The organism is Streptomyces fagopyri, from assembly GCF_009498275.1.
In the GTDB taxonomy this organism is placed as follows: Bacteria; Actinomycetota; Actinomycetes; order Streptomycetales; family Streptomycetaceae; genus Streptomyces; species Streptomyces fagopyri.
Map to the genome: position 1 here is coordinate 8,286,848 of NZ_CP045643.1, position 25,914 is coordinate 8,312,761.

A 25,914-nucleotide genomic window follows, 5' to 3' on the forward strand; every position below is an offset into this window, starting at 1 on the left:
AACAGGAGCGGAAGACATGACCAAGAGCACACCGACAGTCGGCGTGGTGGGCGCCGGAGTGATGGGCACAGGCCTCGCCCAGGCACTGGCCACCACCGGCCACGAGGTGATCCTCGTGGACCGGAGCGAGGATGTCCTCGCGAGCGCGGAGCGCAGCATCGAACAGGGACTGCGCCTCGCGCGGCTGCTTGGCGCGAAGGGACCGCGCGAGGACCGGGGGACGGTGCTGAAGCGGATCTCCTGCACGACCGACTACGAGGGCTTCGAGCGGGCCGACTTCGTCATCGAGAACGTCACGGAGGACTGGGAGACCAAGCGGAGTGTGTACGAGCGAATCGACCCGCTCTGCCCGCCGCACTGCGTCTTCGCCGCCAACACCTCCGTCATCCCCGTCACCCGCATCGCGGGAGCCACCTCCCGCCCGGACCGGGTAGTGGGCATGCACTTCATGAACCCGGTCCCCCTCAAGCACACCGTCGAGGTGATCCGCGGCCACCACACGAGTGATGAAACCCTGCGGGCCGCCGCCCGACTGCTCGCCGGCATGGGCAAAGAACAGGTGGTGGTGCAGGACTCCCCGGGATTCGTCTCCAACCGGGTCTTGATGCTCACTGTGAACGAGGCCATGTACCTCGTCCACGAGGGCGTGGCCACGGCGGCTGAGGTCGACCGGATTTTCAAGACCTGCTTCGGCCACCCCATGGGCCCGCTGGAGACGGCCGACCTCATCGGCCTCGACACCATTCTGCAGTCCGTCGAAGGCCTCTATCAGGCCTTCAGCGACAGCAAGTACCGGCCGTGCCCCCTGCTCAGGCGCATGGTCGACGCCGGCCTGCTCGGCCGCAAGAGCGGCGAGGGCTTCTTCAGCTACGCCATCACCCGCCCCTGAGCCACACCCGCACACCCCCGAACCGGAGGAATGGCCATGACCACGCACGACAACAAGCCCGCCATCCGCGCCTTCCTTGCCCAGTACTTCGGCGAACACCGGCTCGCCGACGACGCGGACATCTTCGCCACCGGCCTCGTCAACTCCCTCTTCGTGATGCAGCTCGTCCTCTTCGTCGAGGGGGAGTTCGGCATGGCCGTCGAGGACGACGACCTGGAAATGGAGAACTTCAGCAGCGTCGATGCCATTGACGCGCTGATCACCCGCAAGCGCTCCGCGGCCGTCAGCCGCTGACCGCTATCGGACCCATGGAGACCTGAATGGCCACACGCGTACAGCTTTCCCGCGCCCAGACGGAGGCACGGGAGACCTACGAATCATTCGCCCGCGATCACATCGCGCCCTTCGCCAACGACTGGGACCTCAAGGGCGAACTGCCCGAAGACTTCCTCGCCGCCTTCGCCGGGGACGGGCACCTGGGCGCCATCGTCCCTGCCGCCTACGGCGGCCGCGAGACCGACCCGATCACCTTCGGACTGCTCAACGAGGAGACAGGCAGGGCCTGCTCCTCCGTCCGCAGCCTGGTCACCGTCCACAGCATGGTGGCGCATGCCGTCACTCGGTGGGGCAACGAGAGACAGCGCGCGCGATGGCTGCCACGGCTGGCGACCGGCGGGAGTGTCGGCGCCTTCGCGCTCACCGAACCCGGCGCCGGTAGCGATGTGCAGGGCCTGGCGGCCACGGCACGACGTACCGACGACGGCTTCGTCCTGAACGGCGAGAAGCGGTGGATCACCTTCGGCCGCCGCGCCGACGTGTACCTGCTCTTCGCCCGGCTCGAAGGCCGTCCGACGGCGTTCCTGGTGGAGCGCCGCAATCCCGGCCTCGATGTCCGGCCGGTCGAGGGTGTCCTGGGCACACGAGCCTCGATGCTCGCCGACCTGAGCCTGACCGACTGCCGAGTACCGGCGGACGCTGTTCTCGGCAGGCCCGGCTTCGGGCTGGCGGCAGTCGCCGCCGACGCCCTCGAACTGGGCCGCTACAGCGTGGCCTGGGGCTGCGTCGGCCTGTCCCAGGCATGCCTTGACGCCTCGCTGGACTATGCCGAACAACGGCAGCAGTTCGGCGCCCGCCTGCGGGACCACCAGCTGGTGCAGCGCATGCTCGCCGACATGGCGACCGGCACCAGCGCCTCCCGCCTGCTGTGCCAGCAGGCGGGGTGGTTGAGGGCGTCAGGAGACCAGCAGGGCGTCCACGCAACCTGGCTGGCCAAGTACTTCGCCACAACCACCGCCTTCCGTGCCGCCTCCGACGCCGTACAGATCCACGGCGCCCGCGGTTGCGGCGGGGAGTACCCCGTGCAGCGCTACCTCCGGGACGCCAAGGTCATGGAGATCATCGAAGGAAGCACCGAACTCCAGCAGACGACGATCGCCGGCTCCGCCTACCAGAACCATGCGGCGTCCAGCTCATTCACCGCTCCGGCCGCCATGGCCGAAGCTGCCGGACAGGAGGCCCGGACATGACCAGGAGCACCACGCAGGGACAGAACATCACCAGGCCGGCGCCGACCGTCAAATGCGTGGTGTGGGATCTCGATCACACAGTGTGGGACGGCATCCTGCTGGAGGACGGCTTCGTTCCACTGCGCCCAGGTATCCGTGAAGTGATCACCGAGCTGGACCGGCGCGGAATTCTCCAGTCGGTAGCCAGCCGCAACGACCACGAGGCGGCGATCACCGCACTGGAACGGCATGGACTGGCCGAGTACTTCCTGTGCCCGCAGATCAACTGGAACGCCAAGTCCTCCTCGGTGCAGGCCATCGCCCGCTCGCTCAACCTGGGGCTGGACTCCTTTGCCTTCGTCGACGACGACGCCTTCGAGCGCGGTGAGGTGGCCTTCGAGATTCCCGAGCTGCTGTGCGTGGACGCCGCCGATGCCGCCGGTCTCGCCGGCCGCCCGGAGTTCACTCCGGTGTTCGTCACCAACGAATCCGGGATGCGCCGCACCATGTACCGCGCGGACGAGGAACGCGGCCGTCTGGAGACGGAGTTCACCGGCCCCACGCCGGAATTCCTCGCCACCCTCGGCATGGTGTTCACCGTCGAGCGGGCCCAGGAGGAGGATCTGCGGCGGGCCGAGGAGCTGACGGTCCGGACCCATCAGCTCAACACCACCGGCTACACGTACTCCTACGAGGAACTTGACGCGTTCCGGCGGTCACCCGACCACGAACTGCTGGTCGCCCGGCTGGAGGACCGCCACGGCCCCTACGGCACCATCGGACTGGTCCTCCTGGAACGCGGCACCGACACCTGGCGGATCAAACTGCTGCTGATGTCCTGCCGGGTCATGTCCAGAGGAGTCGGCGCTGTGCTGATCACCTGGCTGCGTCGGCGCGCCCGGGATGCCGGGGTCCGCCTGCTGGCCGAGTACCTCCCCAACGGGCGCAACCGGATGATGCTGGTGACCTACAAGTTCTCGCGCTTCCATGAGACCGGACGCAGCGGCGGACTCCTCCGGCTGGAGGCGTGTCTGGACGACATCCCACCGTTCCCGCCGTACATGACAGTGCGTGTCCCGGACGAGGGGGAGGGCGGCCGGTGAGCAGCGACTGGCTGGTACGACACGCACCCCGTCCGGGAGCCCGGCTGCGCCTGCTGTGCTTCCCCTATGCGGGCGGCGGCAGTTCGGCCTTCGCCGGATGGGCTGAGCTCGTCCCGCCGGACGTGGAGGTCTGCTCCGTCCGGCTGCCTGGCCGGGAGTCACGACTGATGCAGCGGCCCTACACGGACATCGAGGAACTTCTGCCGGATCTGGCCGAGGCTGTCTCGGACTACTGCCAAGAGCCATTCGTGCTGTTCGGGCACAGCATGGGTGCTCTGATCGCCTTCGAGCTGGCACGCTGGCAGGCGGCGAATGGCGGGCCCTCGCCACGGCATCTGGTGGTCTCCGGCCGACGGTCGCCCCATCTGCCGCACAATCGGCCTGCCATTGACGCCTTGCCCGACGAGGTGTTTGTGCAGCGGCTTCGGGAGCTGGGAGGCACAGCCGAGGAACTGCTCGCCGACCCGCGGGTGATGCGGCTGCTCTCACCGGGGCTCCGCGCGGACTTCCGGCTCAACGACCTGTACCGGTACCGGACGGGACCACGCTTGGCGTGCCCGGTCACCGCTTTCGGGGGACGTGCCGACGCGCACGTGGACCGGGCGGGGCTGGCGGCCTGGGAGCCGCATTCGACGGGTCCCTTCGCCCTGCGGATGCTGGACGGAGGTCATTTCTTCCTTCACTCCTCGCGCCGGGCGCTGCTGGAGGAGCTGGGAGCCGTCCTGCGGCACGCGCGCAGCGAGGTGGACGGGGCTGTGATTCGGTGACACGCCATTCCGATCGATGGCGGCCGGGCCCCGCGCGGGCGGTGCTTGCCGACCGTGAGGTCCATGTGTGGCGGGCCGGGCTGGTGATCGGCTCCGAGGAGTTGCGGAAGTTCGCCTCCCTGCTCGGCTCCGAGGAAACCGATCGCGCCCGTAGCTGTCTGCTTCCGGTCGAGCGGCGGCGTTTCGTGGCGGCACATGGATCGCTGCGGCTGGTGATCGCCCGCTACGTGGATAGGCCGGCAGCCGATCTCCGGTTCGGCAGGAGTGCGAGGGGCCGGCCGTTTCTTCTCGAACCCGGCGGCAGCCCCATCGACTTCAGTCTCTCGCACTCGTCCGGTACCGCGCTGATCGCGGTCGCGAGAGGGCGGCGGGTCGGTGTCGATGTCGAGCAGATCGATCCGGCGGTCGACCACCGTGCCATGGCCAGGCGCTTCCTCACCGCGGAGGAGGCTGAGATGATCCGCGTGCTTCCCGAGGAGGCGGCTCGGCGTGAGTTCTTCATGCGGTGGACGTGGCGTGAGGCGCACGCGAAGGCGGTGGACGGTCCCCTGTCACGGGTGCTGGACGGTCTCGACCCGAGTCGCACGCCGGTGCGTGCAGGGTCGTGGGGGCTGTGGCGGCTGCCCGTCGGGCCGGAGGCGTGTGCGACCTTGGCCATGGCCCGATGCCGGGCGCCAGTGCTGCCCCTGCCGTTATTCGAGTATTCCGGATAGGTCGTCTCGCCGCATCGTTTCCCTGTGTTCATGGGTAGTTCACTCTTGCAGGGTGGGCTTATCCTCTTTGAGCAGCCCTCGGGAGGCCATGATGACGCCAGCCTGAAAGCGGCTTTCGGCGCCCAGCGACTCCATGATGTCGGCTATGTGTCGCCGCGCCGTTCGCAGCGACATGCCGAGCCGCCGCGCGATCGTCTCGTCCTTGAGGCCGGCCGCCAAGAGTCTGGCGATGGTGCGGTCGACCTCCCTGGCCACCGTTTCCAGACCGTCCGTGGTGGCGTCGGAGAACGGCTGAGCGAGGCTCCACGTCTGTTCGAATATGTCGCACATGTAGTGCACGATCGAGGGCTCACGAATGATGACCGCGCCCCAGGTGCCACCGGCCTCGGGAATGAAGGCCACCTCGCGGTCGAAGACGATGAGCCGTCCGAACAGTTCGTGCGCGGTGCGGTACTCGGCGCCGAGCTGGGTCATCGCCGCGACGTAGGACTGGCTGGGGCCGTTGAACCGGGCGGTGTGTTGGTAGAGGGTGCGCATGCGCACGCCCCGAGCGAGGGTGACTGAGTCGCGTTTGAGCGCCTCCTCCAGTGCCTCGGGCACTCGGTTGCCACCGGGCTGGCTGGTCAGAACCTCCGTTTTGCACTCGGCGGCGGCGCGGTTGAGCGCGGCCCTTACTTCCTCCAGACGGGGAACGAGTTCGACCTTGAGGGATCTGCGGCGCATGCCTTCCAGGTAATGCTCGTGGAGTCCGGAGAAGCGGCCGCGGGCGGCGTCCAGGCTCGCCTGCTGACGACGAATGGCCATTTCCATGGGAGCGGTGACCACGTCCGCGACGAGCTTTGGATCCATCAGACGCAGCGGGGCGGCATCGTCGTCGGAAAGGTGGATCAGCCCGCGTTCGGTCAGGGAGGAGAGGGCGCTCAGGATGCCGTCACGGGAGAGCTCGAGGTCGATTGCCGCGGCATCGACATCCATTCTCTCGTGCACCGCCGCCCATCCGTAGAGGGCGACTTCGTCACTGGTCGGCTGCGCGGGGTGGCCGATAGCAACCTCTTCGTCCATTTCATACATTTTCTTTCTCTATTCTTCTTATTGCCGGACAGCTTCCTGAGTGGAGCTCGTCCTGGCGCGGCATCGAGCAGCAGAAGACGCTGGAGAGGCGAAGTCGAGCAAACCTGCGGGCTCCGAAGGCGACAAGGCGGGGTTCATAGGAGCGAAAATCCGGACATGGAAGGTCTTTTGGCGTGTCAACTGCTATTCACCTGAGGGATTCTCGGCGTGTTCTGATCGACGGAGCGTCCTGGGGCGGTCCGCAAGGCAATTCAAAGATAAAGCAGTGTGGATCTTCGTGTGCGCCCGCCGTCCCCGGGGCGGCTGCGATGGGGAGCGGGGTATGACAACGCTGGCTCACGGCGCTCTCCTCGCGGGAGCGGACATGTACCGGGACATTTGCCACCTGGACGCCTTGGAGTCCGAGTCGGCACACATCCTGCGTGAGGTGGCGGGCCAGTTCGAGCACCCGGTTCTGCTCTTTTCAGGCGGCAAGGACTCGTTGGTCATGCTGCATCTCGCACTCAAGTCCTTCTGGCCCGCTCCGTTGCCCTTTGCTCTGCTGCACGTGGACACCGGGCACAACTTCCCCGAGGTGATGGCCCATCGTGACCAGGTGGTCGCGGAGCACGGGCTGCGACTGCTGGTCGCCTCCGTCCAGGAGTACATCGACAGTGGTCAGCTGCGCGAACGCCGCGACGGTACCCGCAACCCCCTGCAGACGCTGCCCCTGACCGATGCCCTTCGCGACGGGGGCTTCGACGCGGTGCTGGGCGGCGGCCGGCGCGACGAGGACAAGGCTCGGGCGAAGGAGCGCGTCTTCTCGCTGCGCGACGAGTTTTCCCAGTGGGATCCGCGCCGCCAGCGTCCCGAGCTGTGGTCCCTCTACAACGGCCGGCACGCACCGGGTGAGCATGTACGGGTCTTCCCCCTGTCGAACTGGACCGAACTCGACGTGTGGCAGTACATCGAGCGGGAACAAATCGGCCTGCCGGGAATCTACTTCGCCCATGAACGAGACGTCTTCCTACGGTCCGGCATGTGGTTCACTCCCGGCGCATGGGGCCGCGCCCGCGACGGCGAGACCGTCCAACGACGCCTGGTCCGCTACCGGACTGTCGGCGACATGTCCTGCACGGGTGCCATTGACTCTGCCGCCGCAACCGTGGCCGAGGTCATCGCGGAGGTCACCGCGAGCCGGATGAGCGAGCGGGGGGCCACTCGCGCCGACGACCGGCTCTCCGATGCAGCCATGGAAGACCGCAAGCGTGAGGGGTACTTCTGATGACGACACACACTTCAGCCACGCAGAGCCTCTCCGGCGGCGCAATCGACCCCGCCCTGTTGCGATTTGCCACGGCGGGTTCGGTCGACGATGGTAAGTCGACCCTTGTGGGACGGCTGTTGCACGACTCCAAGTCGATTCTCCGCGACCAACTGGAGTCTGTCACCGCGGCCTCTCGGCGGCGGGGCTCCGATACCCTCGACCTGGCCCTGCTGACCGACGGTCTGCGCGCCGAACGGGAGCAGGGCATCACGATCGACGTGGCCTACCGGTACTTCGCCACGCCCCGCCGCCGGTTCATCCTCGCCGACACCCCTGGCCATGTGCAGTACACCCGCAACATGGCGACCGGTGCCTCCACTGCCGACGTCGCGGTCATACTCGTCGACGCACGCCACGGCGTCGTCGAACAGACCCGCCGCCACGCTGCCGTGGCCGCGCTCCTGGGCGTCCCTCACGTGGTGCTGGCTGTGAACAAGATGGACCTCGCTGGATATGCTGAGTCCGTCTTCGGCGCCGTGACGAAGGAGTTCGACGCGTGCGCGGCGTCCCTGGGGCTCCGGGCGGTCACCGCCATACCCCTCTCTGCCCTGGCGGGCGACAACGTCGTGCATGCTTCACGGACCATGACCTGGTACACCGGGCCCACTCTCTTGGAGTACCTCGAGACCGTGCCCGTCGGAGACACCGTCCGCCGGCGGCCGGTGCGCCTACCCGTGCAGTACGTGATCCGACCGCCGGGGGCGGAGTATCGCGACTACCGCGGATACGCGGGACGTCTGGCCTCTGGTGTGCTGCGTACCGGTGACAGGGTCACTGTTTTGCCCTCCGGTCTCGTCTCCACTGTGGCGGCCATCGACATCCTCGGTGAGCCCGCGCAAAAGGCGTGTGCGCCGCAGTCCGTAACCGTCAGGCTCGCTGACGACATCGATGTCTCCAGGGGGGATCTGATCGCCACCGGCCGGCCGCCCGCCCCCGTCACGGATGTCCGGGCCACGGTCTGCCACCTCCGCGAGCGTCCTCTGCGTGTGGGTGACCCCGTGTTGCTGCGGCATACCACTCGTACGGTGCGAGCACGCGTCGTGGAGATCCCTTATCGTCTCGACACCGATCGTCGGGAACGGCATGCTGCTCCCGACGGGCTCGCAGTCAACGACATCGGCCGGGTGGTACTGCACACCGCCGAGCCCTTGGCCCTGGATCCGTACGAGTGCAACCGCGAGACCGGATCGTTTCTCCTGCTCGACCCCACGGACGGAGCGACGCTGACCGCGGGCATGGTGGGGGAGCCCTTCGGCGTCGCCTGAGGCCATGACGGAACACGTCCGCGGGTGGCTGTCTTCCCGCGGACGTGTCCTGCTCTCACGACACCGTGCCGCTGAACACCAACTGGATCACGATGCACGGAGCGTGCACCTCTGCGAGGGTGTAGCAGAAGTGGGCAGGCAGATAGAGGGCTTCGCCCAGGCGCAACCGGAGCCTGACCGGTGTGCCGAACACCGCTCCGCCTTCCTGCTGCGGCACGGGCTGGGCCCGGCACTCGCACCCGCCTCGGACGGGCAGGAGAACCATGTCCCGTCCCGGCCAGGTCTCCGGGGTTTCATACCCGACGGCCAGGTGCCACACGTGGGCACCGACGGGCTCGCCCAGCACAGTACCGAGCCGACGTGCCACTTCCTGTGCCATCTCGGAGGCGGTACGGAGGGCGGGAGGCGGCGCCTCCTCCGGGTGGTCCGCCTCGGCGATACCGCGCAGTACGGTATCGCTCATCTCCGGCCAGACGAGAGCCGGCCCCATACCCCGGTGGGTGGAGACGCACAGTGCGATGTCGCGTAAAAACCTCCACTCCTCGTCGGGCGGTTTGTCGTGGACAGACACTCGATCTCCTTTGTTCGGCCCCGGACACGGTCTGTTCCGGGAGGTTCATGTGGCCCTCTCTCGCCCGTTCGATGACTCGGGGACGGGCCGGAACCGCAGACCACGTGCCCTTCGCGAGGGTCTGGACATAACATCGCAAACGGCATCGAGCGGGCGGCGACCCAGCCGCGCCCGCTCGATTTCGAAACCTCAAGGTGCTGTCGCTCCGCAGAGGTTCAGCGTGTGACCGCCCCGCTCACCTGGCGGGTGGCCCTGCGATCCTCGGTCGTTCCCACGGTCTGCGCGGAAGAAATCGAGAGCGCGTACAGCAGCAGCTGCACCCTGTTGGTCGCCCCGGTCTTCGCCCGGATCCTGCGCAGATAGGTGTCAACGGTGTGGGGGCTGAGCCGCATACACCGAGCGATGGCCGCATGTGTCTGACCGGTCGCCAGGTGGGTGAGCACCTCACGTTCACGAAGACTGAGTGTGGCAGGTGACATCAGGTCGGAGTTGGTCATCTGGTGTTCACATCTTCCCGTCGAAGCCTGGCAGTAAGAGTTGGAGGACGCCGTAGGTGTCGCACCTGTGACGGTTGGCCCGCTCCGGAGCGGCCCTGGCTGCCGACGGAGCGCGGATCGCGAACTCGGCCTGCCCTCAGAGCCTCTCCGTACTCCGTGCCTGATGCCAGGAGCGGTACCGCTCAGCAAACTGTCTGTCCACAAGACGAACTGAGAAGAAAGAGGGTGACACAAGGCGAAAGCTGCTATTTCCGACCGCCGCGCTGACGCCGGTCGACACGCCGGCTTGCGGCCGGGCGCCTCTGTCGGGGAATCCGGTACCGGAAACCCGTGACTGGGACGGCCGCCACGGCCACGACAGCATGTGCGGCGTCGGGAGGATCGCCTTCCCTGCCCGGGGAGCCGGGGCCCACCCCTGTCGTGCAGACCCACGGGATCCCATCGGTCGCCCGGTGGCCGTCAGCCGCCGCGACAGGGGCCACATCGCGAAAGAGGTGTGAAGCATGGTCAATCCGTCCCAGGAGCCCGATGGCGGCGCTTTCGGCATCGCTCCGCAGGGCGACGATCGGCCGCTGGTCCGCGTGGTCCGAGGGAACGCCACGGACGAGGATCTGGCAGCCATCGTGAGCGCCTTCGCCGCGGCAGGAGCGACGGTCGCTGTTGCCACCGAACGCCACCAGTAACGACACAACGCGCAGCAGCATCACCAGGAGGTACTCCATGAGCGACTCACCCGGTCACCGTTTCGGCCTGTCTGCCGCGCAGCTCGGCTTCTGGTACGCACAGAAGTTCGGCGCGGAGAAGCGCAACGACAACATCGCCGAATACATCGACATCCGCGGGCGGGTGAACCGCGGCCTACTGGAGACCGCCTGCCGCACGGCGGTCGACGAGATCGATGCGATGCGTGTGCGGATCATCGAGCGCGCGTCCGGAGTCGAGCAGTACGTCGCGGAGCGCATGCCCTTCGACGTTCCCTTCGTGGACCTGCGTGACCGCCAGGACCCGCAGGCGGCCGCGCACGCCTGGATGCGCACGGAGTGGGACCGGCCGGTCGACGTCTGCCAGTCGCCACTGTTCGCCTTCGCCCTGCTGCGAGTCGAGGACGCACGCTACTTCTGGTACCAGCGCTTCCACCACATGGCCATGGACGGATTCTCGATCTCCTTCTTCAGAGACAGGGTGGGTCGCATCTACACCGCTCTGGCCGAGAACAGCCCGCAGCCCGCCGGCGACTTCGGGAAGCTGGAGACTCTGGTGGCCGAGGAGGCGGAATACCGAGCCTCCCCGCAGTTCGAGGAGGACCGCGCGTACTGGCTCGACACCTTTCCGCGGGGCACCGCCCCGTCCGGCCTGTCCGGCAAGCCGGCGACAGGACCCAGCCCAACCTTCCTGCACCACGGGACGAGCCTGCCCCCGGCAGGTGTGACACGTCTCAACGATGCCGCGCGCGCCCTCGGAGTCCGCCGGTCCGCGCTTCTCATCGCCGCCCTGGCCGCATACGTCCACCGGACAACCGGTACGGAACAGGTCGTCCTCGGCCTGCCCGTAACCGGACGGCAGACCCCACAGTCCCGGCGGTCACTGGGGAGCGTCGTCAACGTCGTACCACTCGTCCTGCAGGTCCCTTCCGGTACAAGCGTCATGGACCTGGTCCGACAGGTGTCGGACCAGGTCGGACATGCCCTTCGGCACCAGCAGTACCGCTACGAGGACCTGCGCCGCGACCTCAAGGCCGTGGGCGGCGCGGCCAACCTCTACGGCGCCTTCATCAACATCCGAAAGTTCGACGCTGTGAGGTTCGCCGACCACCATGCCTCGGTGCACACGGTGTCGAACGCCAGCGTCGAGGACTTCTCGCTCACCGTCTGCGACTGGAACGACGCCACTGGTTTGGCCGTCCACGCCGACGCCAACCCCGCCCTGTACACGCAGGAGCAGGTCGACACCCACCTGAACCGGATCGTGACGGCCATCGAGTGGCTCCTGGAGGCCGGGGCGGCAGACCTCATCGCTGATCTGGACGTGCTTCCCGACGCGGAACGCCACACGATGCTGACCGACTGGAACGACACCTCCGCCGAGGTGCTCCGTGGGTCGCTGCCGGAACTCTTCCGCGCCCGCGTCGAGGGCACGCCGGACGCGACCGCCGTCGCTTTCGGCAGCGTCCACGTCACCTACGCAGAGCTCGACGCCCGCGCCAACCGGCTCGCGCACCGTCTCATCGGACTGGGTGTCGCCCCGGACACACCCGTCGCGCTCTTCCTCGAACGCTCCGTGGAATTGGTGGTGGCCACGCTCGCCGTACTGAAGGCCGGCGCGGCCTACCTGCCGCTCCACGCCGGCTACCCAGCCGAACGCTTGGCGTGGGTGATGTCCGACAGCAGGGCCACCGTGCTGATCACCGACCGCGCAATGGCCCAGCGGGAGTTCACCCACGACGCCCGGGTCATTGTCATCGACGACGCGGATCTCGCCGCCGAGCCTGAACACGACCCGGCCCTCACCGTGCACCCGGACCAGCTCGCCTATGTGATGTACACCTCCGGATCCACCGGCAAGCCGAAGGGGGTGGCCGTGACACATGAGGACGTGGTGTGTCTCGCTACCGATCACCGATGGCGCGGTGGCGCCCACAAACGGGTCCTGATGCACGCGCCGCACGCGTTCGACTCCTCCACCTACGAGATCTGGGTGCCGCTCCTCGGCGGAGGCCGCATCGTGGGCTTGCCACCCGGCGAATTCGATCTGGCCTCACTGCGCCGCACGATGACGGAGGGAGGCGTCACCGGCGTGCTGTTCACGGCTGGGCTCTTCAGCCGGATCGCTGAGGAGGACACCGACTTCCTGGCGGGAGTCAGCGAGGTCTGGACCGGAGGGGACGTGGTGTCTCCAGTGGCCGTACGCGCACTCCTCGACCGGCATCCGCACCTGAAGGTCGTAGACGTGTACGGACCCACAGAAACCACACTTTTCGCCACGTGCTTTCCCATGAAGCAGGGCGATGCCCCTGATGCCGGAGTCCCCATCGGTCACCCCATGGACAACACGCGGGTCTATGTCCTGGACGCTCGGTTGCGGCCGGTGCCGGTGGGGGTTGCTGGTGAGTTGTACATCGCGGGTGCGGGTCTGGCGCGGGGTTATTTGGGTCGGGCGGGTTTGACTGCGGGTCGTTTTGTGGGGTGTCCGTTTGGTGGTGTGGGGGAGCGGATGTATCGGACGGGGGATGTGGTGCGGTGGGGTGTGGGGGGTGAGTTGGAGTTTGTGGGTCGTGCTGATGATCAGGTGAAGGTGCGGGGGTTCCGGATCGAGTTGGGTGAGGTGGAGTCGGCGCTGGGGCGGTGTCCGGGTGTGGGGCAGGCGGTGGCGGTGGTTCGGGGGGAGGGGGTTGAGAAGCGGCTGGTGGGTTATGTGGTGCCGGCTGTGGGTGGGGTTTCTTCGGGTGGGGTGCGGGAGTTTGTGGCGGGGGTGTTGCCGGATTACATGGTTCCGTCGGCGGTGGTGGTTCTGGATGACCTGCCGCTGACTCCGAACGGCAAGGTCGACCGCAAAGCGCTCCCCGCACCCCTGCCGGCCGAAGGCGCCGCAGGGGGCCGCCGACCGAGAACGCCCAGGGAAGAGATTCTCTGCGCACTGTTCGCCGAGGTCCTCAACGTCTCCTCGGTAGGGATCGACGACTCCTTCTTCGAGCTGGGCGGCCACTCCCTGACCGCCACCCGCCTGATCAGCAGGATCCGTTCCACTCTGGGCGCCGAGCTTTCCATCCGCGCCCTCTTCGACGCACCGACCGTGTCGGGGATCACCAGCAGGCTCGGTCCCGCCGCCGCGTCCCGCCCTGCCCTCCGCCGTACGCCGCGATCCCAGGAGTTGTCATGATGCCCGCCTCGTTCGCCCAGCGCCGCCTGTGGTTCCTGAACCAGATCGAGGGCGGATCCACCTACAACCTTCCCCTGGCGTTCCGGCTGTCCGGGACACTCGACGAGGACGCGCTGCGTGACGCGCTGGCGGATCTGACCGCCCGCCACGAGAGCCTGCGAACGCGGATAACCGACGTCGACGGGGAGCCCGTTCAGGACATCCTGCCCGCCGGGAGCGCCCGTCCTCTGCTCCAGGTGACCGAGACCACCGAGGCCGAACTGAACGGCCGTATGACCGAGGTGATCGGCACGGGCTTCGATCTGGCTGTCGATCTGCCGTTGCGTGGCGAGTTGTTCGCCGTCGCTCCGGATGAGTGGGTGCTGGTGCTGGTGGTGCATCACATCGCGTGCGACGGGTGGTCGATGGGGCCGTTGTGGCGGGATCTGTCGGTGGCGTACGAGGCGCGGTGCGCGGGCCGGGCGCCGTCGTGGGAGCCGCTGCCGGTGCAGTACGCCGATTACGCCTTGTGGCAGACCGAACTCCTCGGCGAAGCGGGCAACCCTGGCAGCATCCTGGCCGGCCAGCTGGCCTACTGGCGCGGTGCCCTCGCTGGTCTTCCCGAAGAACTCGCCCTCCCCCTGGACCGGCCCCGCCCCGCGACGGCCAGTCACCGCGGCAGCCGGACCCCGGTGGTCATATCCGCTGCGACGCACGCAGGACTGGCTCGACTGGCCCGGCAGCGCGGCGTGACCATGTTCATGCTGCTCCAGACCGCCGTGGCGGTAGTGCTGTCCCGGCTCGGCGCGGGCACCGACGTTCCCATCGGCACGCCGGTGGCGGGCCGCACGGACGAGCAACTGGACGACCTCGTCGGCTTCTTCGTCAACACACTCGTCCTGCGTACCGACCTGTCCGGCGACCCCACGTTCACCGAACTACTGGACCGGGTCAGGGAGACATGCCTGACCGCCTTCGAACACCAGGACGTGCCCTTCGAGCGACTGGTGGAGGAGCTGGCCCCCGCCCGCTCCATGGCCCGACACCCGCTGTTTCAGGTCATGGTAGCCGTCCAGAACACCGACGACAGCAGCCTTCAGCTGCCCGGAATCCAGGCCACGCCCCTCCCCGAGCCCCTCCCTGCCGCCAAGTTCGACCTCGACTTCGAGTTCCGCGAGCGGTTCGGTCCGAACGGCGAGCCGGCGGGCTTGGAAGGCAGGCTCGTGCACGCGGTCGAGTTGTTTGACGGTGAGTCGGTGGGGTTGGTGGTGGAGCGGTTGGTGCGGGTGTTGGAGGCGGTGGTGGCTGATCCGGGTGTGCGGGTGTCTGGGGTGGAGTTGTTGTCGGCGGAGGAGCGTCGGCGGGTGTTGGTGGAGTGGAATGACACGGGGGTTGAGGTGGGGGGCGGGGTGTTGTCGGGGTTGTTCGAGGCGCGGGTGGGGGAGTGCGCGGATCGGACGGCTGTGGTGTTCGAGGGTGTGGGTGTGTCGTATGGGGAGGTGAATGCGCGGGCGAATCGGTTGGCGCGTTTGCTGGTGGAGGGGGGTGCGGGGCCGGAGGGGGTGGTCGCGTTGGCGGTGCCGCGTTCGGTGGAGATGGTGGTGGCGCTGTTGGCGGTGGCGAAGACGGGTGCGGCGTATTTGCCGGTGGATCCGGAGTATCCGGTGGAGCGGATCGGGTTCATGGTGGGTGATGCGGGTCCGTCGTGTGTGGTGACGACGGGTGGGGTGGTGGCGTCGTTGCCGTCGGATGTGTCGTGTGTGGTGTTGGACGATGCGCGTACGGTGGAGGCGTTGGCGGGGTATTCGGATGCGGATCTCAGTGATGCGGAGCGGTTGGCGCCGCTGGACGCGGCGCATCCGGCGTATGTGATCTACACGTCCGGCTCCACCGGCCGCCCCAAAGGCGTCCAGATCCCGCACTCCGCGGTGGTCAACTGCATCGCCTGGATGCAGCACCGATTCCGGATCTCCACGGACGACCGCATGCTGCAGAAGACCCCCTCAGGCTTCGACGTCTCGGTATGGGAGTACTTCTGGCCGCTCCTGTACGGCGCGACGCTCGTGGTCGCCCAGCCCGGCGGCCACCGCGACCCGGCGTACCTTGGCGAGCTGATCCGCCGAGAGCGCGTCACCATGGTGCAGTTCGTTCCGTCGATGCTCCAGGCCTTCATGCAGGACACGAACCTCTCCGACTGCGACAGCCTGCGCCTGGTCGTCTGCGGTGGCGAGGCGCTGCCCGAGGGGCTCGGCCGGGAATTCCGCGACGCCGCGGACACTCTTTTGGTCAACATGTACGGGCCCACCGAGGCCACCATCCAGATCACCGCATGGGACCTGGACATCGAGGCAGACGTCATCTCGATCGGCACCCCCGTCTTCAACACCCGCGTGTACGTCCTCGACCACCACCTCAACCCGGTGCCGCCGGGCGCGGCGGGCGAGCTGTACATCGCCGGCGACCAGTTGGCGCGGGGTTATTTGGGTCGGGCGGGTTTGACTGCGGGTCGTTTTGTGGGGTGTCCGTTTGGTGGTGTGGGGGAGCGGATGTATCGGACGGGGGATGTGGTGCGGTGGGGTGTGGGGGGTGAGTTGGAGTTTGTGGGTCGTGCTGATGATCAGGTGAAGGTGCGGGGGTTCCGGATCGAGTTGGGTGAGGTGGAGTCGGCGCTGGGGCGGTGTCCGGGTGTGGGGCAGGCGGTGGCGGTGGTTCGGGAGGAGGGGGTTGAGAAGCGGCTGGTGGGTTATGTGGTGCCGGCTGTGGGTGGGGTTTCTTCGGGTGGGGTGCGGGAGTTTGTGGCGGGGGTGTTGCCGGATTACATGGTTCCGTCGGCGGTGGTGGTTCTGGATGACCTGCCGCTGACTCCGAACGGCAAGGTCGACCGCAAAGCGCTGCCGGTGCCGGATTTCAGTGCGGCGGTGTCCTTTCGTGCTCCGCGTACTGCCCGCGAGGAGGTGTTGTGCGGGGTGTTCGCCGACATTCTCAACCTTGCGTCGGTAGGGATCGACGACTCCTTCTTCGAGTTGGGCGGGCACTCGCTGACCGCCACCCGGCTGGTCAGTCGAGTCCGCAGTGTGCTGGGTGTCGACCTGACGGTCCGCGCCCTGTTCGAGGCACCCACCGCCGCCCGCCTCGCCGAAAAACTGGCCGAGGCGGACGAGCAGGAACCCACAGCGTCGGTCCGCCCCGCTCTCGTCCCCACCCAACGACCCCACCCGGTACCCCTGTCACCAGCCCAGCAGCGCCTGTGGTTCATCGATCAAATGGAGGGTTCGAGCCCCTTCTACACCATGCCCTTCGCGTTCCGCCTGTCCACGGAACCCGACACCCAAGCCCTACGGGAAGCCCTGGCGGACGTCGTCGCCCGCCACGAGAGTCTGCGCACCGTCTTCCCCCAGACGAACGGAACACCGAACCAACTGATCCGGGAGCCCGGCGAAGCACATCCGGACCTGATGGTCACCCCGGTGACACCACAGGAGCTGCCGTCAGCCGTTGCCGCCGCCGCACAGCGCCCCTTCGATCTGGCTGTCGATCTGCCGTTGCGTGGCGAGTTGTTCGTCCTCGCTCCGGATGAGTGGGTGCTGGTGCTGGTGGTGCATCACATCGCGTGCGACGGGTGGTCGATGGGGCCGTTGTGGCGGGATCTGTCGGTGGCGTACGAGGCGCGGTGCGCGGGCCGGGCGCCGTCGTGGGAGCCGCTGCCGGTGCAGTACGCCGATTACGCCTTGTGGCAGACCGAACTCCTCGGCTCGGAGTCCGCTCCCGACAGCCTCATCAACACCCAGGCCGCCTACTGGCGCACCGCCTTGGCCGGCCTTCCCGAAGAACTCAACCTTCCGCTGGACCGGCCCCGCTCGCCGCGTCCCTCCCACAGAGGAGACGGAGTCGAGGTTGCGATCGGCGCGGAACTCCACCACGCCCTGACGACACTCGCGCACGACCATCAGGTCAGTGTGTTCATGGTGTTCCAGGCCGCGTTCGCCTGCGTGCTGTCCCGGCTCGGCGCGGGCACCGACGTTCCCATCGGCACGCCGGTGGCGGGCCGCACGGACGAGCAACTGGACGACCTCGTCGGGTTCTTCGTCAACATGTTGGTCCTGCGCACCGACCTGTCCGGCGACCCCACCTTCCGCGACCTGCTGGCACAGGTACGCGAGACGAATCTGTCCGCCCACGCTCACCAGGACCTGCCCTTCGACCGTCTCGTCGATCTTCTGAACCCGCACCGTTCCACCTCCTGCCACCCCCTTTTCCAGGTAATGCTCGCCCTCGACAACACCGTTGAGACCCGCCTGGACCTGACCGGGACAACTGTCACCGGATACCCGGTGAAAACCGGCGTCGCCAAGTTCGACCTGGCTCTGAACCTCCTTGAGCACCACACTCCCGATGGCCGGCCCGGTGGCATCGACGGTGTCCTCCAGTACGCGGTCGAGTTGTTTGACGGTGAGTCGGTGGGGTTGGTGGTGGAGCGGTTGGTGCGGGTGTTGGAGGCGGTGGTGGCTGATCCGGGTGTGCGGGTGTCTGGGGTGGAGTTGTTGTCGGCGGAGGAGCGTCGGCGGGTGTTGGTGGAGTGGAATGACACGGGGGTTGAGGTGGGGGGCGGGGTGTTGTCGGGGTTGTTCGAGGCGCGGGTGGGGGAGTGCGCGGATCGGACGGCTGTGGTGTTCGAGGGTGTGGGTGTGTCGTATGGGGAGGTGAATGCGCGGGCGAATCGGTTGGCGCGTTTGCTGGTGGAGGGGGGTGCGGGGCCGGAGGGGGTGGTCGCGTTGGCGGTGCCGCGTTCGGTGGAGATGGTGGTGGCGCTGTTGGCGGTGGCGAAGACGGGTGCGGCGTATTTGCCGGTGGATCCGGAGTATCCGGTGGAGCGGATCGGGTTCATGGTGGGTGATGCGGGTCCGTCGTGTGTGGTGACGACGGGTGGGGTGGTGGCGTCGTTGCCGTCGGATGTGTCGTGTGTGGTGTTGGACGATGCGCGTACGGTGGAGGCGTTGGCGGGGTATTCGGATGCGGATCTCAGTGATGCGGAGCGGTTGGCGCCGCTGGACGCGGCGCATCCGGCGTATGTGATCTACACGTCCGGCTCCACCGGCCGCCCCAAAGGCGTCCTGGTCACCCACACAGGCATCCCAAGTCTGGTGGCAGCCCAGCGCGAGCGGCTGGCCGTCGACGCGCACAGCCGCGTCCTGCAGCTAGCCTCCCTCAGCTTCGACGCCGCGTCCGGAGAAATCCTCCGCGCCCTGCTGTCAGGAGCGGCACTCGTCGTCTCCCAGGAGGCCACCTCCGGCCCCGACGGACTGGCCCGCGTCCTCCACGAGGAATCAGTCACCCACGCCTTCATCCCGCCCGCACTCCTGTCCACCCTGCCCGAAGACGCTCTCGACGGGCTGAAGACCCTGACCGTCGGTGGTGAGGCGAGCCCGCCGGCCCTGGCGGAACCCTGGGCGACCGGCCGCCGGATGCTCAACGGCTACGGTCCCACCGAATCCACGGTCGTCGCGACCCACTACCGGGTTCGCTCCGGGGACGCTGCCCTGGCCAGGACAGCGCTGCCGATCGGAACACCGATCTGGAACACGCGGGTCTATGTCCTGGACGCTCGGTTGCGGCCGGTGCCGGTGGGGGTTGCTGGTGAGTTGTACATCGCGGGTGCGGGTCTGGCGCGGGGTTATTTGGGTCGGGCGGGTTTGACCGCGGGTCGTTTTGTGGGGTGTCCGTTTGGTGGTGTGGGGGAGCGGATGTATCGGACGGGGGATGTGGTGCGGTGGGGTGTGGGGGGTGAGTTGGAGTTTGTGGGTCGTGCTGATGATCAGGTGAAGGTGCGGGGGTTCCGGATCGAGTTGGGTGAGGTGGAGTCGGCGCTGGGGCGGTGTCCGGGTGTGGGGCAGGCGGTGGCGGTGGTTCGGGAGGAGGGGGTTGAGAAGCGGCTGGTGGGTTATGTGGTGCCGGCTGTGGGTGGGGTTTCTTCGGGTGGGGTGCGGGAGTTTGTGGCGGGGGTGTTGCCGGATTACATGGTTCCGTCGGCGGTGGTGGTTCTGGATGACCTGCCGCTGACTCCGAACGGCAAGGTCGACCGCAAAGCGCTGCCGGTGCCGGATTTCAGTGCGGCGGTGTCCTTTCGTGCTCCGCGTACTGCCCGCGAGGAGGTGTTGTGCGGGGTGTTCGCCGACATTCTCAACCTTGCGTCGGTAGGGATCGACGACTCCTTCTTCGAGTTGGGCGGGCACTCGCTGACCGCCACCCGGCTGGTCAGTCGAGTCCGCAGTGTGCTGGGTGTCGACCTGACGGTCCGCGCCCTGTTCGAGGCACCCACCGCCGCCCGCCTCGCCGAAAGACTGGGAGCACAGACCGCCGACACCGCCTTGGACGTGGTACTTCCTGTCAACGCGCGAGGGACAGGCGCCCCACTCTTCTGCGTCCATCCCGCCGGCGGTCTGAGTTGGGTCTACGCCCGACTCCTTCCCCACCTCCCGAAGGACCAGCGGGTCTACGGCCTTCAAGCCCGTGGGCTCGCGCGTGAGGAGCATGTTCCGGCGACGGTCGAAGAGATAGCCGCGGACTACGTCCGGCAGATGCGCGACATCCAGCCGTCCGGCCCCTACCGACTGCTCGGCTGGTCCTTCGGCGGGGTCATCGCTCACACCGTGGCCGTCCAGCTCCAGCGGCAGGGCGAGAAGGTCGACTTCCTCGCCCTGCTGGACGCACACCCCGTACCAGGAAACGAGGACACGGACGACGACACTCAGCTGCTGGCAGATCTCGCCAGGTCGATCGGGGTGACCCTGGACGCCGGAGCGGCCGTCCAGGACTTCCCCCGCACGATCCTCGATTGCCTGAGGACGACGGGTCACCCCCTGCAAGACCTACCGGTAGCCGCGCTCCTTGCGATGCGCCAGGACTACCGGATCGCCCGGGCCGCACGACGTACCCACGTTCCCGAGGTCTTCCGAGGAAGCGTGCTGGAGTTCACCGCCACCGGGAGTTCCCCGGAAGGCACCTCCCGGACTGGACGCTGGGCGGCCTTCGTCGAGGGAGACATCACACATCACCTGGTCATGTGCCGGCACGAGGACATGATGCAACCCCAACAACTGCCCCTCCTCGGGAAGATCCTGCGGGAAGAACTGCGCACGCTGCGCGGACCCACCCCGACGTCCTGAAGCCACATTGCCGGACGGCCATGCCGCACACCCTTGCGGTGCCCCTTATCTAGTGAAATCCACCGACTGGAGAAGTCACGCAATGTCCCATCCCCTGCTCTTCCTTTGGGCCCACTCCCGCTCACGTTCCACCGCCTTCTTCCGCATGATGCTGGAGCGCGGGGACTTCGTCGGCGTGCACGAGCCGTTCTCCAGCATCGTCGCCCAGGGCTACGCAGACGTCGGCGGGGAAAAGGCCACCACCGGCGCGGAGGTCCTCGACCTGCTGCAGACCATGGCGCAGAGCACCCCGGTCTTCGTGAAGGAAGTGACCGAGTACCGCTACGACGTCCTCGACGACCCGCGGCTCCCGCGGCTGGGAACACATACGTTCCTCGTCCGCCACCCCGAACCCACCATCGCCTCACACCACTTCATGAATCCGGAGGTGACCTGCGGCGAGATCGGCTATGAGCATGAGTACGAGACGTTCGATCTCATCCGGCAACGGACTCGTCGCACGCCCGTCCTCATCGAGGCAGAAGACCTCGTGGCGTCCCCCGAGACGGTCGTCGAGGACTACTGCCGGCGCACCGGAATCCCCTACGACCCTGCGGCCCTGTCGTGGAGCGAGGGCGAGCAGAACGAGTGGGAGCGCACGGCGAAGTGGCACCAGGACGTCGTCCGAAGCACCGGCTTCTCGGCCCGGAGCAACACCTACGCCGCCGACATGCACAACCACCCGCGTCTGGCTGAGTACTACGCCCACCACCTGCCGTTCTACGAGCGTCTTCGGACCGCTTCGCCCCTGGACGCGTAGCGCGCTCCACGACCGATCCGACCGCACGCCGCTGAATACCGGCCTCCTGGAAAGAGACAGATAGATGCGCATCGTTTTCATGGGCTACCAGACCTGGGGGCACCGGGTCCTCGAGCAGCTCCTGACTGCCGGGCACGAAATTCCCCTCGTCATCACCCACCCCGCCAGCGATCACGTCTACGAGACGATCTGGAACGACTCGGTTGTAGCCCTCGCCGAGCGCCACGGCATACCCGTCCTGGAGCGTGCTTACGCCAACGACGACGAGGTCGCCGCACTGCTTCGCGAACTCCGCCCCGAACTGCTGGTCTCCTCCGACTGGCGCACGTGGGTGGCGCCCGAGATCTACAGCCTTGCCCAGCATGGCGCCATCAACGTCCACGACGCCCTACTGCCCCGCTACGGCGGCTTCGCTCCGCTGAACTGGGCGCTGATCAACGGCGAGTCCGAGGTCGGCGTCACGGCGCACTTCATGAACGAGCACTTCGACCTGGGCGACATCCTTGTCCAGAAGCGCGTCCCCGTCGACGACAAGGACACGGTCACCGACCTGTTCCACAAGACGATCGACCTGTTCGGACCAGTCACCCTGGAGGCTGTCGACCAGATAGCCTCCGGCCGCACGGACTGGACCAAGCAAGACCCCAGCCAGGCCACCTTCTTCCACAAGCGGTCGGTCGAGGACAGCCGTATCGACTGGACCTGCTCAGCTCAGGAGATCGTCAACCTGGTCCGCGCCCAGGTGGACCCGTATCCCAATGCCTTCGCCTACTTCAAGGGCGAGCGCATCCGCATCCTGGCCGCGTCCGTTTCGTCCCAGCGACTGGGCGGCACCGCGGGCCGGGTCTTCCGACCCGAGGGCGAGGGCGTCGCGGTTGTCTGCGGGCCGGGCGCGCGCAAGGGAACGGAGTACGGACTGGTCATCGACCGACTCAGGACCGACAGCGGCGAGGAGTACCGGGGCGTCGACTTTTTCGCCCGGATGGGCGGCTACGTCACCAGCCGAGCCTAGCCGCGCCGTCGCCGACAGTGCCCGCCAGGAAAGCAGTGACGAAAGACCGCATCAGGTCAGGACGGAGTATGTCGTGATGAGCTGGATCAGCAAGAAGCGCCGCGTCGCCGTGGTAGGCGCGGGCGCGGCGGGGACGCTGACCGCCGCCCGGCTGCTGAAGACGGCCGCGGCGCGCCGTCTTCCACTGGAGGTGGTGCTCGTCGATCCCTGCGCTGAGGCCGGGCGGGGTGTGGCCTACCGAACCGAGGATCCGCGTCACGTTCTCAATGTGCCCGCGGGCAGGATGAGCGCCGACCCCGACGACCCGGACCACTTCACACGCTGGCTGGCGGAGCGGGGATGGCCCGAGGACGCGAGCACCGAATTCGTACCGCGGGCGCAGTTCGGAGCCTACCTGGCGCACGTACTGGCGGCAGCCGCCACCTGTCCTGGCCCGGCACGACTCCGCCGCAGAGCCGCGAGGGCAGTGGGCATCCGGCGCGGCGGGCCGGCACTCCAGCTCGACCTGGGACCGGACGGAATCCTTACTGCCGACGCGGTCGTCCTGGCCACCGGAAACCCCCCTCCCTCCCAAGCCTGGGCGCCGGCGGGGCTCCGCGGCGCCGAGGCATTCGTGCCCGATCCATGGGCACCGGGGGCCCTGGACAGCCTGCCCGTCGACGATGACATCCTGCTCGTGGGCACCGGGCTCACCATGGTGGACATGGCGCTCACCCTGGCCCGGCCCGGTCGTGTCGTGCGTGCGGTGTCGCGGCACGGCTTGCTCCCACGGGTTCACACGTCCACCCCGGCATCCATCCCAGCCCCAAGACTGGAACCGAAGCAGGGATACGCAGCCCTTCGCAGAGACGTGCTGGTACATCTGGCGCGGTGCCGACGTGAGAGCGGGGACTGGCGCGTCGGCGTGGACAGCCTGCGTCCCATCACCGCACAGCTGTGGCAGCGGCTCGACCCCGCAGATCAGGCCCGCTTCCTCACCGAGGACCAACGGCTGTGGGAGGTGCATCGGCACCGCATTCCACCCCGGAGCGCCAAGATCCTCCAACAACTACTCGACGCAGGCCAAATGACGGCCGACGCGGGTGAGGTGGCCGCCGCCACATCCGAAGGGCGCCGCCTTCGCGTCATGCTCACCGACGGCCGGACCCTGCGCGTCGGAGCGGTGCTGAACTGTACGAGTACGCCGCTCCGCCCATCCGACAGCGACGACCCCCTGATCACGGAACTCCTGGCCTCGGGGCTCGCCGTCCCCGGCCCGCACGGCATCGGCTTCGCCACCGACGACGAAGGACGGCTGCTGACCGGGGCTACCGGCTCACCGCCTCCGTTGTGGACCCTGGGATCCCCACGTCGCGGCACACTGCTGGAAAGTACAGCCGTACCCGAGATACGAGGACAGGCCAAGGCCGTGGCCCGTGCGGTGGTCGACGGCCTGTACCCGGCCAGGAATCGCCGGCAGAGCAGACAGTCCGACCTCTACGGCCTGCCTCTGACCACAAGCGCAGAGGCAGCTCGGCTGTACAACCAGGGCCTGGAGCGCATCCTGCAAGGCGGCACAGGGGCCCCCGAACTCCTCGCGAACGCGGTCCAGGTCGACCCCGGCTTCGGCGTGGCCCACGCTGCGCAGGCCCTGCTGGGCCACGAGTGCGGCGCCGACATCAATGTGGCCGCATCCCTGCGATCCGCGCAGGCCGCGGCCCGAGACCGAGGCGGCGACCGTGAGCGCTCCCTGGTGGCGGCCGTGACCGCACTCATCGCCGCACCTCCGGAGACCGGGTCCCGGGCAGTCCTCCGCCACATCGCGGCCTTCCCCCGCGATGCCCTCGTGGTCAGCGTCGCGATTCCCACGATCTCCTTCAACGGAGTCACCAGCGCAGAGCAGACCTGGCAGCTCGTCGACGACCTGCGCACCCACTACGGCGACGACTGGTGGTTCACCGGGCAGGCGGCGTTCGTCCGGCAAGAACAGGGCCGGTGGCTGGAGGCGGAGGAGCTGGCCACGCGGGCACTGGCCGCGCAACCAGCTGCCGGCCACGCGGTCCACGCCCTGGCCCACGTCCACTACGAGACCGGTCACCACGAGCATGGCCGCGCGTGGATCGACGCATGGCTTCGCCGGCACGGCTCCCGCTCCGCGTACCGCGCGCACTTTTCCTGGCACGCGGGGCTCCACGAACTCATGCTCGACGACCGTGAAGCCGTCAATCGGCGGTATCACGAGCAGCTGGCCCCGTCGCGAGTGACGGGCAGTCGTCTCCTCGTCGACTCGGCATCCCTGCTGTGGCGCTGTGCGGTGACCGGACGCTGGGACGGTCCTCTTCCGCTCCAAGCGGTGCTCGCCGCAGCTCCGTCGGAGTGGCTGGACCGTCCGCCCACGCCCTTCGCCGCCATGCACAGCGCGATCGCCCTGGCAGCGGGGGCGGACCCGGGAGGACTCGACCGGCTGCGCCGGCAGGCCACCGCTCACTCCAGCCCTGTCTTCCGGGAGGTCATCGCGCCTCTGTGCGAGGCGCTCGAGGCCATGGCACAGCAGCGATGGAGGACCTCCATCACCCTCCTGCGCGGGCTACTGCCCCACCTCGCCGTGTTGGGCGGCAGCGCCGCCCAACACGAAGTCGTCGAGGAGATGCTGATCCGCGCCCTGCTGGAAGACAACCGTGGCTTCGAAGCAGCCCGGATCCTGGAAGCTCGGCTTGACCGCCGCCCCTCGCCACTGGACCGTTCGCGGCTGATGGACGCACTGCGCCCTCGCTCGCTCGCCGCGACGGTGGCGAGCGTTTAGCAGATCGGGGACACCCGGCACTCACTCGTGCGCGTGCCCGCGTGACATTGCTCAACAGGGACTTGTCGGCCTCAGCGCCGTCCCTCCCCGTGACTAGAGCACGAATGTGCCAAATGGCCGTTCTGAGAGCGGGGGTTGCTTGGTGTCCGGCACTTTGATGAGGGGGGCACGGTATTGAGAGCACCTTCCCCCGCTGACAGCCTGAAGGCGCAAGGAGAAAGTCAGAGCTGAAGAACTCGAACACCTTCGTCAACTGGGGTTTCCATGAAGCGACTTGCTCAATTCTCCATACCCGTGGCGTTCGCCTCCGTACTGCTCGCCGCCACCGCGGCCGCCGGCCACATCCCTTACCAGGAGGGCGGTTCCTCCGGCTCGGTCACGACCGCGCAGGACACCGGCTGGGGTGGCCGGGTCGGTCTCCCCGAGCACCCGACGGTGGTTACCGTGCAGGACACCGGCTGGGGTGGCCGGGAAGGAGAGCCCGGGCGCCCGACGGTGGGCGGTGGGACCCCAGCTTCCGCCTTCTAGAAGGCGACGACGATGTGAGGCTTTGGCCCCGCCGATGAGTGGCGGGGCCGGGGGCCGCAGGTACACCGGCCGGGCGACTGACCTTCCA

The 25,914-nt window shown here is 67.8% G+C and carries 18 protein-coding genes; 15 read left to right on the forward strand and 3 right to left on the reverse strand.

Features of this window, described 5'->3' with window-relative positions; genetic code table 11:
* Nucleotides 1–16 precede the first annotated feature (16 nt).
* Genes GFH48_RS35865 through GFH48_RS35890 form a run of 6 tightly spaced genes read left to right on the forward strand, consistent with a single transcriptional unit; the run spans nt 17 to nt 4,977 of the window.
* The gene (locus tag GFH48_RS35865; RefSeq protein WP_153292223.1) at nt 17–889 is read left to right on the forward strand and encodes a 3-hydroxyacyl-CoA dehydrogenase family protein; all 873 of its coding nucleotides are present in this window, start codon (nt 17–19) and stop codon (nt 887–889) included.
* Between the two features lie 36 nt (nt 890–925).
* Entirely contained in the window at nt 926–1,183 is a 258-nt protein-coding gene (locus tag GFH48_RS35870) for an acyl carrier protein (RefSeq protein ID WP_153292224.1), read from the forward strand.
* Between the two features lie 26 nt (nt 1,184–1,209).
* Entirely contained in the window at nt 1,210–2,415 is a 1,206-nt protein-coding gene (locus GFH48_RS35875) for an acyl-CoA dehydrogenase family protein (RefSeq protein WP_153292225.1), read from the forward strand.
* Nucleotides 2,412–3,497 (forward strand): HAD-IIIC family phosphatase, encoded by a 1,086-nt coding sequence (locus GFH48_RS35880; protein ID WP_153292226.1) that lies wholly within the window; start codon nt 2,412–2,414, stop codon nt 3,495–3,497. The genes GFH48_RS35875 and GFH48_RS35880 overlap by 4 nt, the downstream gene beginning before the upstream one ends.
* Nucleotides 3,494–4,264, forward strand: a complete 771-nt coding sequence (locus tag GFH48_RS35885) for a thioesterase II family protein (RefSeq protein WP_194280774.1) — start codon at nt 3,494–3,496, stop codon at nt 4,262–4,264. Before GFH48_RS35880 ends, GFH48_RS35885 begins: the two co-directional genes overlap by 4 nt.
* 41 nt (nt 4,265–4,305) lie before the next feature.
* Nucleotides 4,306–4,977, forward strand: coding sequence for a 4'-phosphopantetheinyl transferase family protein (locus tag GFH48_RS35890; RefSeq protein ID WP_194280775.1), 672 nt, complete (start codon nt 4,306–4,308; stop codon nt 4,975–4,977).
* 39 nt (nt 4,978–5,016) lie between these two features.
* Here GFH48_RS35890 and GFH48_RS35895 read toward each other — a convergent pair whose 3' ends face one another.
* A complete protein-coding gene (locus GFH48_RS35895; protein ID WP_228121127.1) occupies nt 5,017–6,039 on the reverse strand; it encodes a helix-turn-helix domain-containing protein in 1,023 nt (340 codons plus the stop codon).
* A gap of 331 nt (nt 6,040–6,370) precedes the next feature.
* On the opposite strand from GFH48_RS35895, the gene cysD reads away from it, so the two are divergent.
* Nucleotides 6,371–7,312, forward strand: coding sequence for a sulfate adenylyltransferase subunit CysD (gene cysD, locus GFH48_RS35900; protein ID WP_153292230.1), 942 nt, complete (start codon nt 6,371–6,373; stop codon nt 7,310–7,312).
* Nucleotides 7,312–8,619 carry a sulfate adenylyltransferase subunit 1 gene (locus GFH48_RS35905; RefSeq protein ID WP_153292231.1) on the forward strand — a complete coding sequence of 436 codons (1,308 nt, stop codon included), beginning with the start codon at nt 7,312–7,314 and terminating at the stop codon, nt 8,617–8,619. Before cysD ends, GFH48_RS35905 begins: the two co-directional genes overlap by 1 nt.
* A 55-nt stretch (nt 8,620–8,674) precedes the next feature.
* Here the strand turns inward: GFH48_RS35905 and GFH48_RS35910 are convergent, their stop codons facing one another.
* Together GFH48_RS35910 and GFH48_RS35915 are read right to left on the reverse strand one after the other, a co-directional pair.
* The gene (locus GFH48_RS35910; RefSeq protein ID WP_153292232.1) at nt 8,675–9,082 is read right to left on the reverse strand and encodes a hypothetical protein; all 408 of its coding nucleotides are present in this window, start codon (nt 9,080–9,082) and stop codon (nt 8,675–8,677) included.
* A gap of 323 nt (nt 9,083–9,405) precedes the next feature.
* Nucleotides 9,406–9,687 carry a response regulator transcription factor gene (locus GFH48_RS35915; RefSeq protein ID WP_153292233.1) on the reverse strand — a complete coding sequence of 94 codons (282 nt, stop codon included), beginning with the start codon at nt 9,685–9,687 and terminating at the stop codon, nt 9,406–9,408.
* Nucleotides 9,688–10,190: 503 nt separating this feature from the next.
* Between GFH48_RS35915 and GFH48_RS35920 the strand changes: the two genes are divergently transcribed.
* From GFH48_RS35920 to GFH48_RS35950, 7 genes are all read left to right on the forward strand, one after another.
* Entirely contained in the window at nt 10,191–10,370 is a 180-nt protein-coding gene (locus GFH48_RS35920) for an acyl-CoA carboxylase epsilon subunit (RefSeq protein ID WP_153292234.1), read from the forward strand.
* A gap of 37 nt (nt 10,371–10,407) precedes the next feature.
* Nucleotides 10,408–13,563, forward strand: a complete 3,156-nt coding sequence (locus GFH48_RS35925) for a non-ribosomal peptide synthetase (protein ID WP_153292235.1) — start codon at nt 10,408–10,410, stop codon at nt 13,561–13,563.
* The gene (locus GFH48_RS35930) at nt 13,560–20,705 is read left to right on the forward strand and encodes an amino acid adenylation domain-containing protein (RefSeq protein ID WP_153292236.1); all 7,146 of its coding nucleotides are present in this window, start codon (nt 13,560–13,562) and stop codon (nt 20,703–20,705) included. Before GFH48_RS35925 ends, GFH48_RS35930 begins: the two co-directional genes overlap by 4 nt.
* Before the next feature lie 82 nt (nt 20,706–20,787).
* Complete coding sequence (locus GFH48_RS35935) at nt 20,788–21,504, forward strand: sulfotransferase-like domain-containing protein (protein ID WP_153292237.1); 717 nt, start codon at nt 20,788–20,790, stop codon at nt 21,502–21,504.
* A 64-nt stretch (nt 21,505–21,568) separates the two neighbouring features.
* Nucleotides 21,569–22,516 (forward strand): methionyl-tRNA formyltransferase, encoded by a 948-nt coding sequence (locus GFH48_RS35940; protein ID WP_153292238.1) that lies wholly within the window; start codon nt 21,569–21,571, stop codon nt 22,514–22,516.
* Between the two features lie 76 nt (nt 22,517–22,592).
* A complete protein-coding gene (locus tag GFH48_RS35945) occupies nt 22,593–25,298 on the forward strand; it encodes an FAD/NAD(P)-binding protein (protein WP_153292239.1) in 2,706 nt (901 codons plus the stop codon).
* A 264-nt stretch (nt 25,299–25,562) separates the two neighbouring features.
* Nucleotides 25,563–25,826: a hypothetical protein gene (locus tag GFH48_RS35950; RefSeq protein ID WP_153292240.1), complete on the forward strand. Its 264-nt coding sequence runs from the start codon at nt 25,563–25,565 to the stop codon at nt 25,824–25,826.
* The last annotated feature ends 88 nt before the right edge of the window (nt 25,827–25,914 follow it).

Bases quoted from the DNA above. Each gene is read 5' to 3' on its own strand.
- GFH48_RS35865 (WP_153292223.1), top strand. From the start codon at position 17: ATGACCAAGAGCACACCGACAGTCGGCGTGGTGGGCGCCGGAGTGATG.
- GFH48_RS35870 (WP_153292224.1), top strand. From the start codon at position 926: ATGACCACGCACGACAACAAGCCCGCCATCCGCGCCTTCCTTGCCCAG.
- GFH48_RS35875 (WP_153292225.1), top strand. From the start codon at position 1,210: ATGGCCACACGCGTACAGCTTTCCCGCGCCCAGACGGAGGCACGGGAG.
- GFH48_RS35880 (WP_153292226.1), top strand. From the start codon at position 2,412: ATGACCAGGAGCACCACGCAGGGACAGAACATCACCAGGCCGGCGCCG.
- GFH48_RS35895 (WP_228121127.1), bottom strand. From the start codon at position 6,039: ATGGACGAAGAGGTTGCTATCGGCCACCCCGCGCAGCCGACCAGTGAC.
- cysD (WP_153292230.1), top strand. From the start codon at position 6,371: ATGACAACGCTGGCTCACGGCGCTCTCCTCGCGGGAGCGGACATGTAC.
- GFH48_RS35905 (WP_153292231.1), top strand. From the start codon at position 7,312: ATGACGACACACACTTCAGCCACGCAGAGCCTCTCCGGCGGCGCAATC.
- GFH48_RS35910 (WP_153292232.1), bottom strand. From the start codon at position 9,082: ATGAGCGATACCGTACTGCGCGGTATCGCCGAGGCGGACCACCCGGAG.
- GFH48_RS35915 (WP_153292233.1), bottom strand. From the start codon at position 9,687: ATGACCAACTCCGACCTGATGTCACCTGCCACACTCAGTCTTCGTGAA.
- GFH48_RS35920 (WP_153292234.1), top strand. From the start codon at position 10,191: ATGGTCAATCCGTCCCAGGAGCCCGATGGCGGCGCTTTCGGCATCGCT.
- GFH48_RS35925 (WP_153292235.1), top strand. From the start codon at position 10,408: ATGAGCGACTCACCCGGTCACCGTTTCGGCCTGTCTGCCGCGCAGCTC.
- GFH48_RS35930 (WP_153292236.1), top strand. From the start codon at position 13,560: ATGATGCCCGCCTCGTTCGCCCAGCGCCGCCTGTGGTTCCTGAACCAG.
- GFH48_RS35935 (WP_153292237.1), top strand. From the start codon at position 20,788: ATGTCCCATCCCCTGCTCTTCCTTTGGGCCCACTCCCGCTCACGTTCC.
- GFH48_RS35940 (WP_153292238.1), top strand. From the start codon at position 21,569: ATGCGCATCGTTTTCATGGGCTACCAGACCTGGGGGCACCGGGTCCTC.
- GFH48_RS35945 (WP_153292239.1), top strand. From the start codon at position 22,593: ATGAGCTGGATCAGCAAGAAGCGCCGCGTCGCCGTGGTAGGCGCGGGC.
- GFH48_RS35950 (WP_153292240.1), top strand. From the start codon at position 25,563: ATGAAGCGACTTGCTCAATTCTCCATACCCGTGGCGTTCGCCTCCGTA.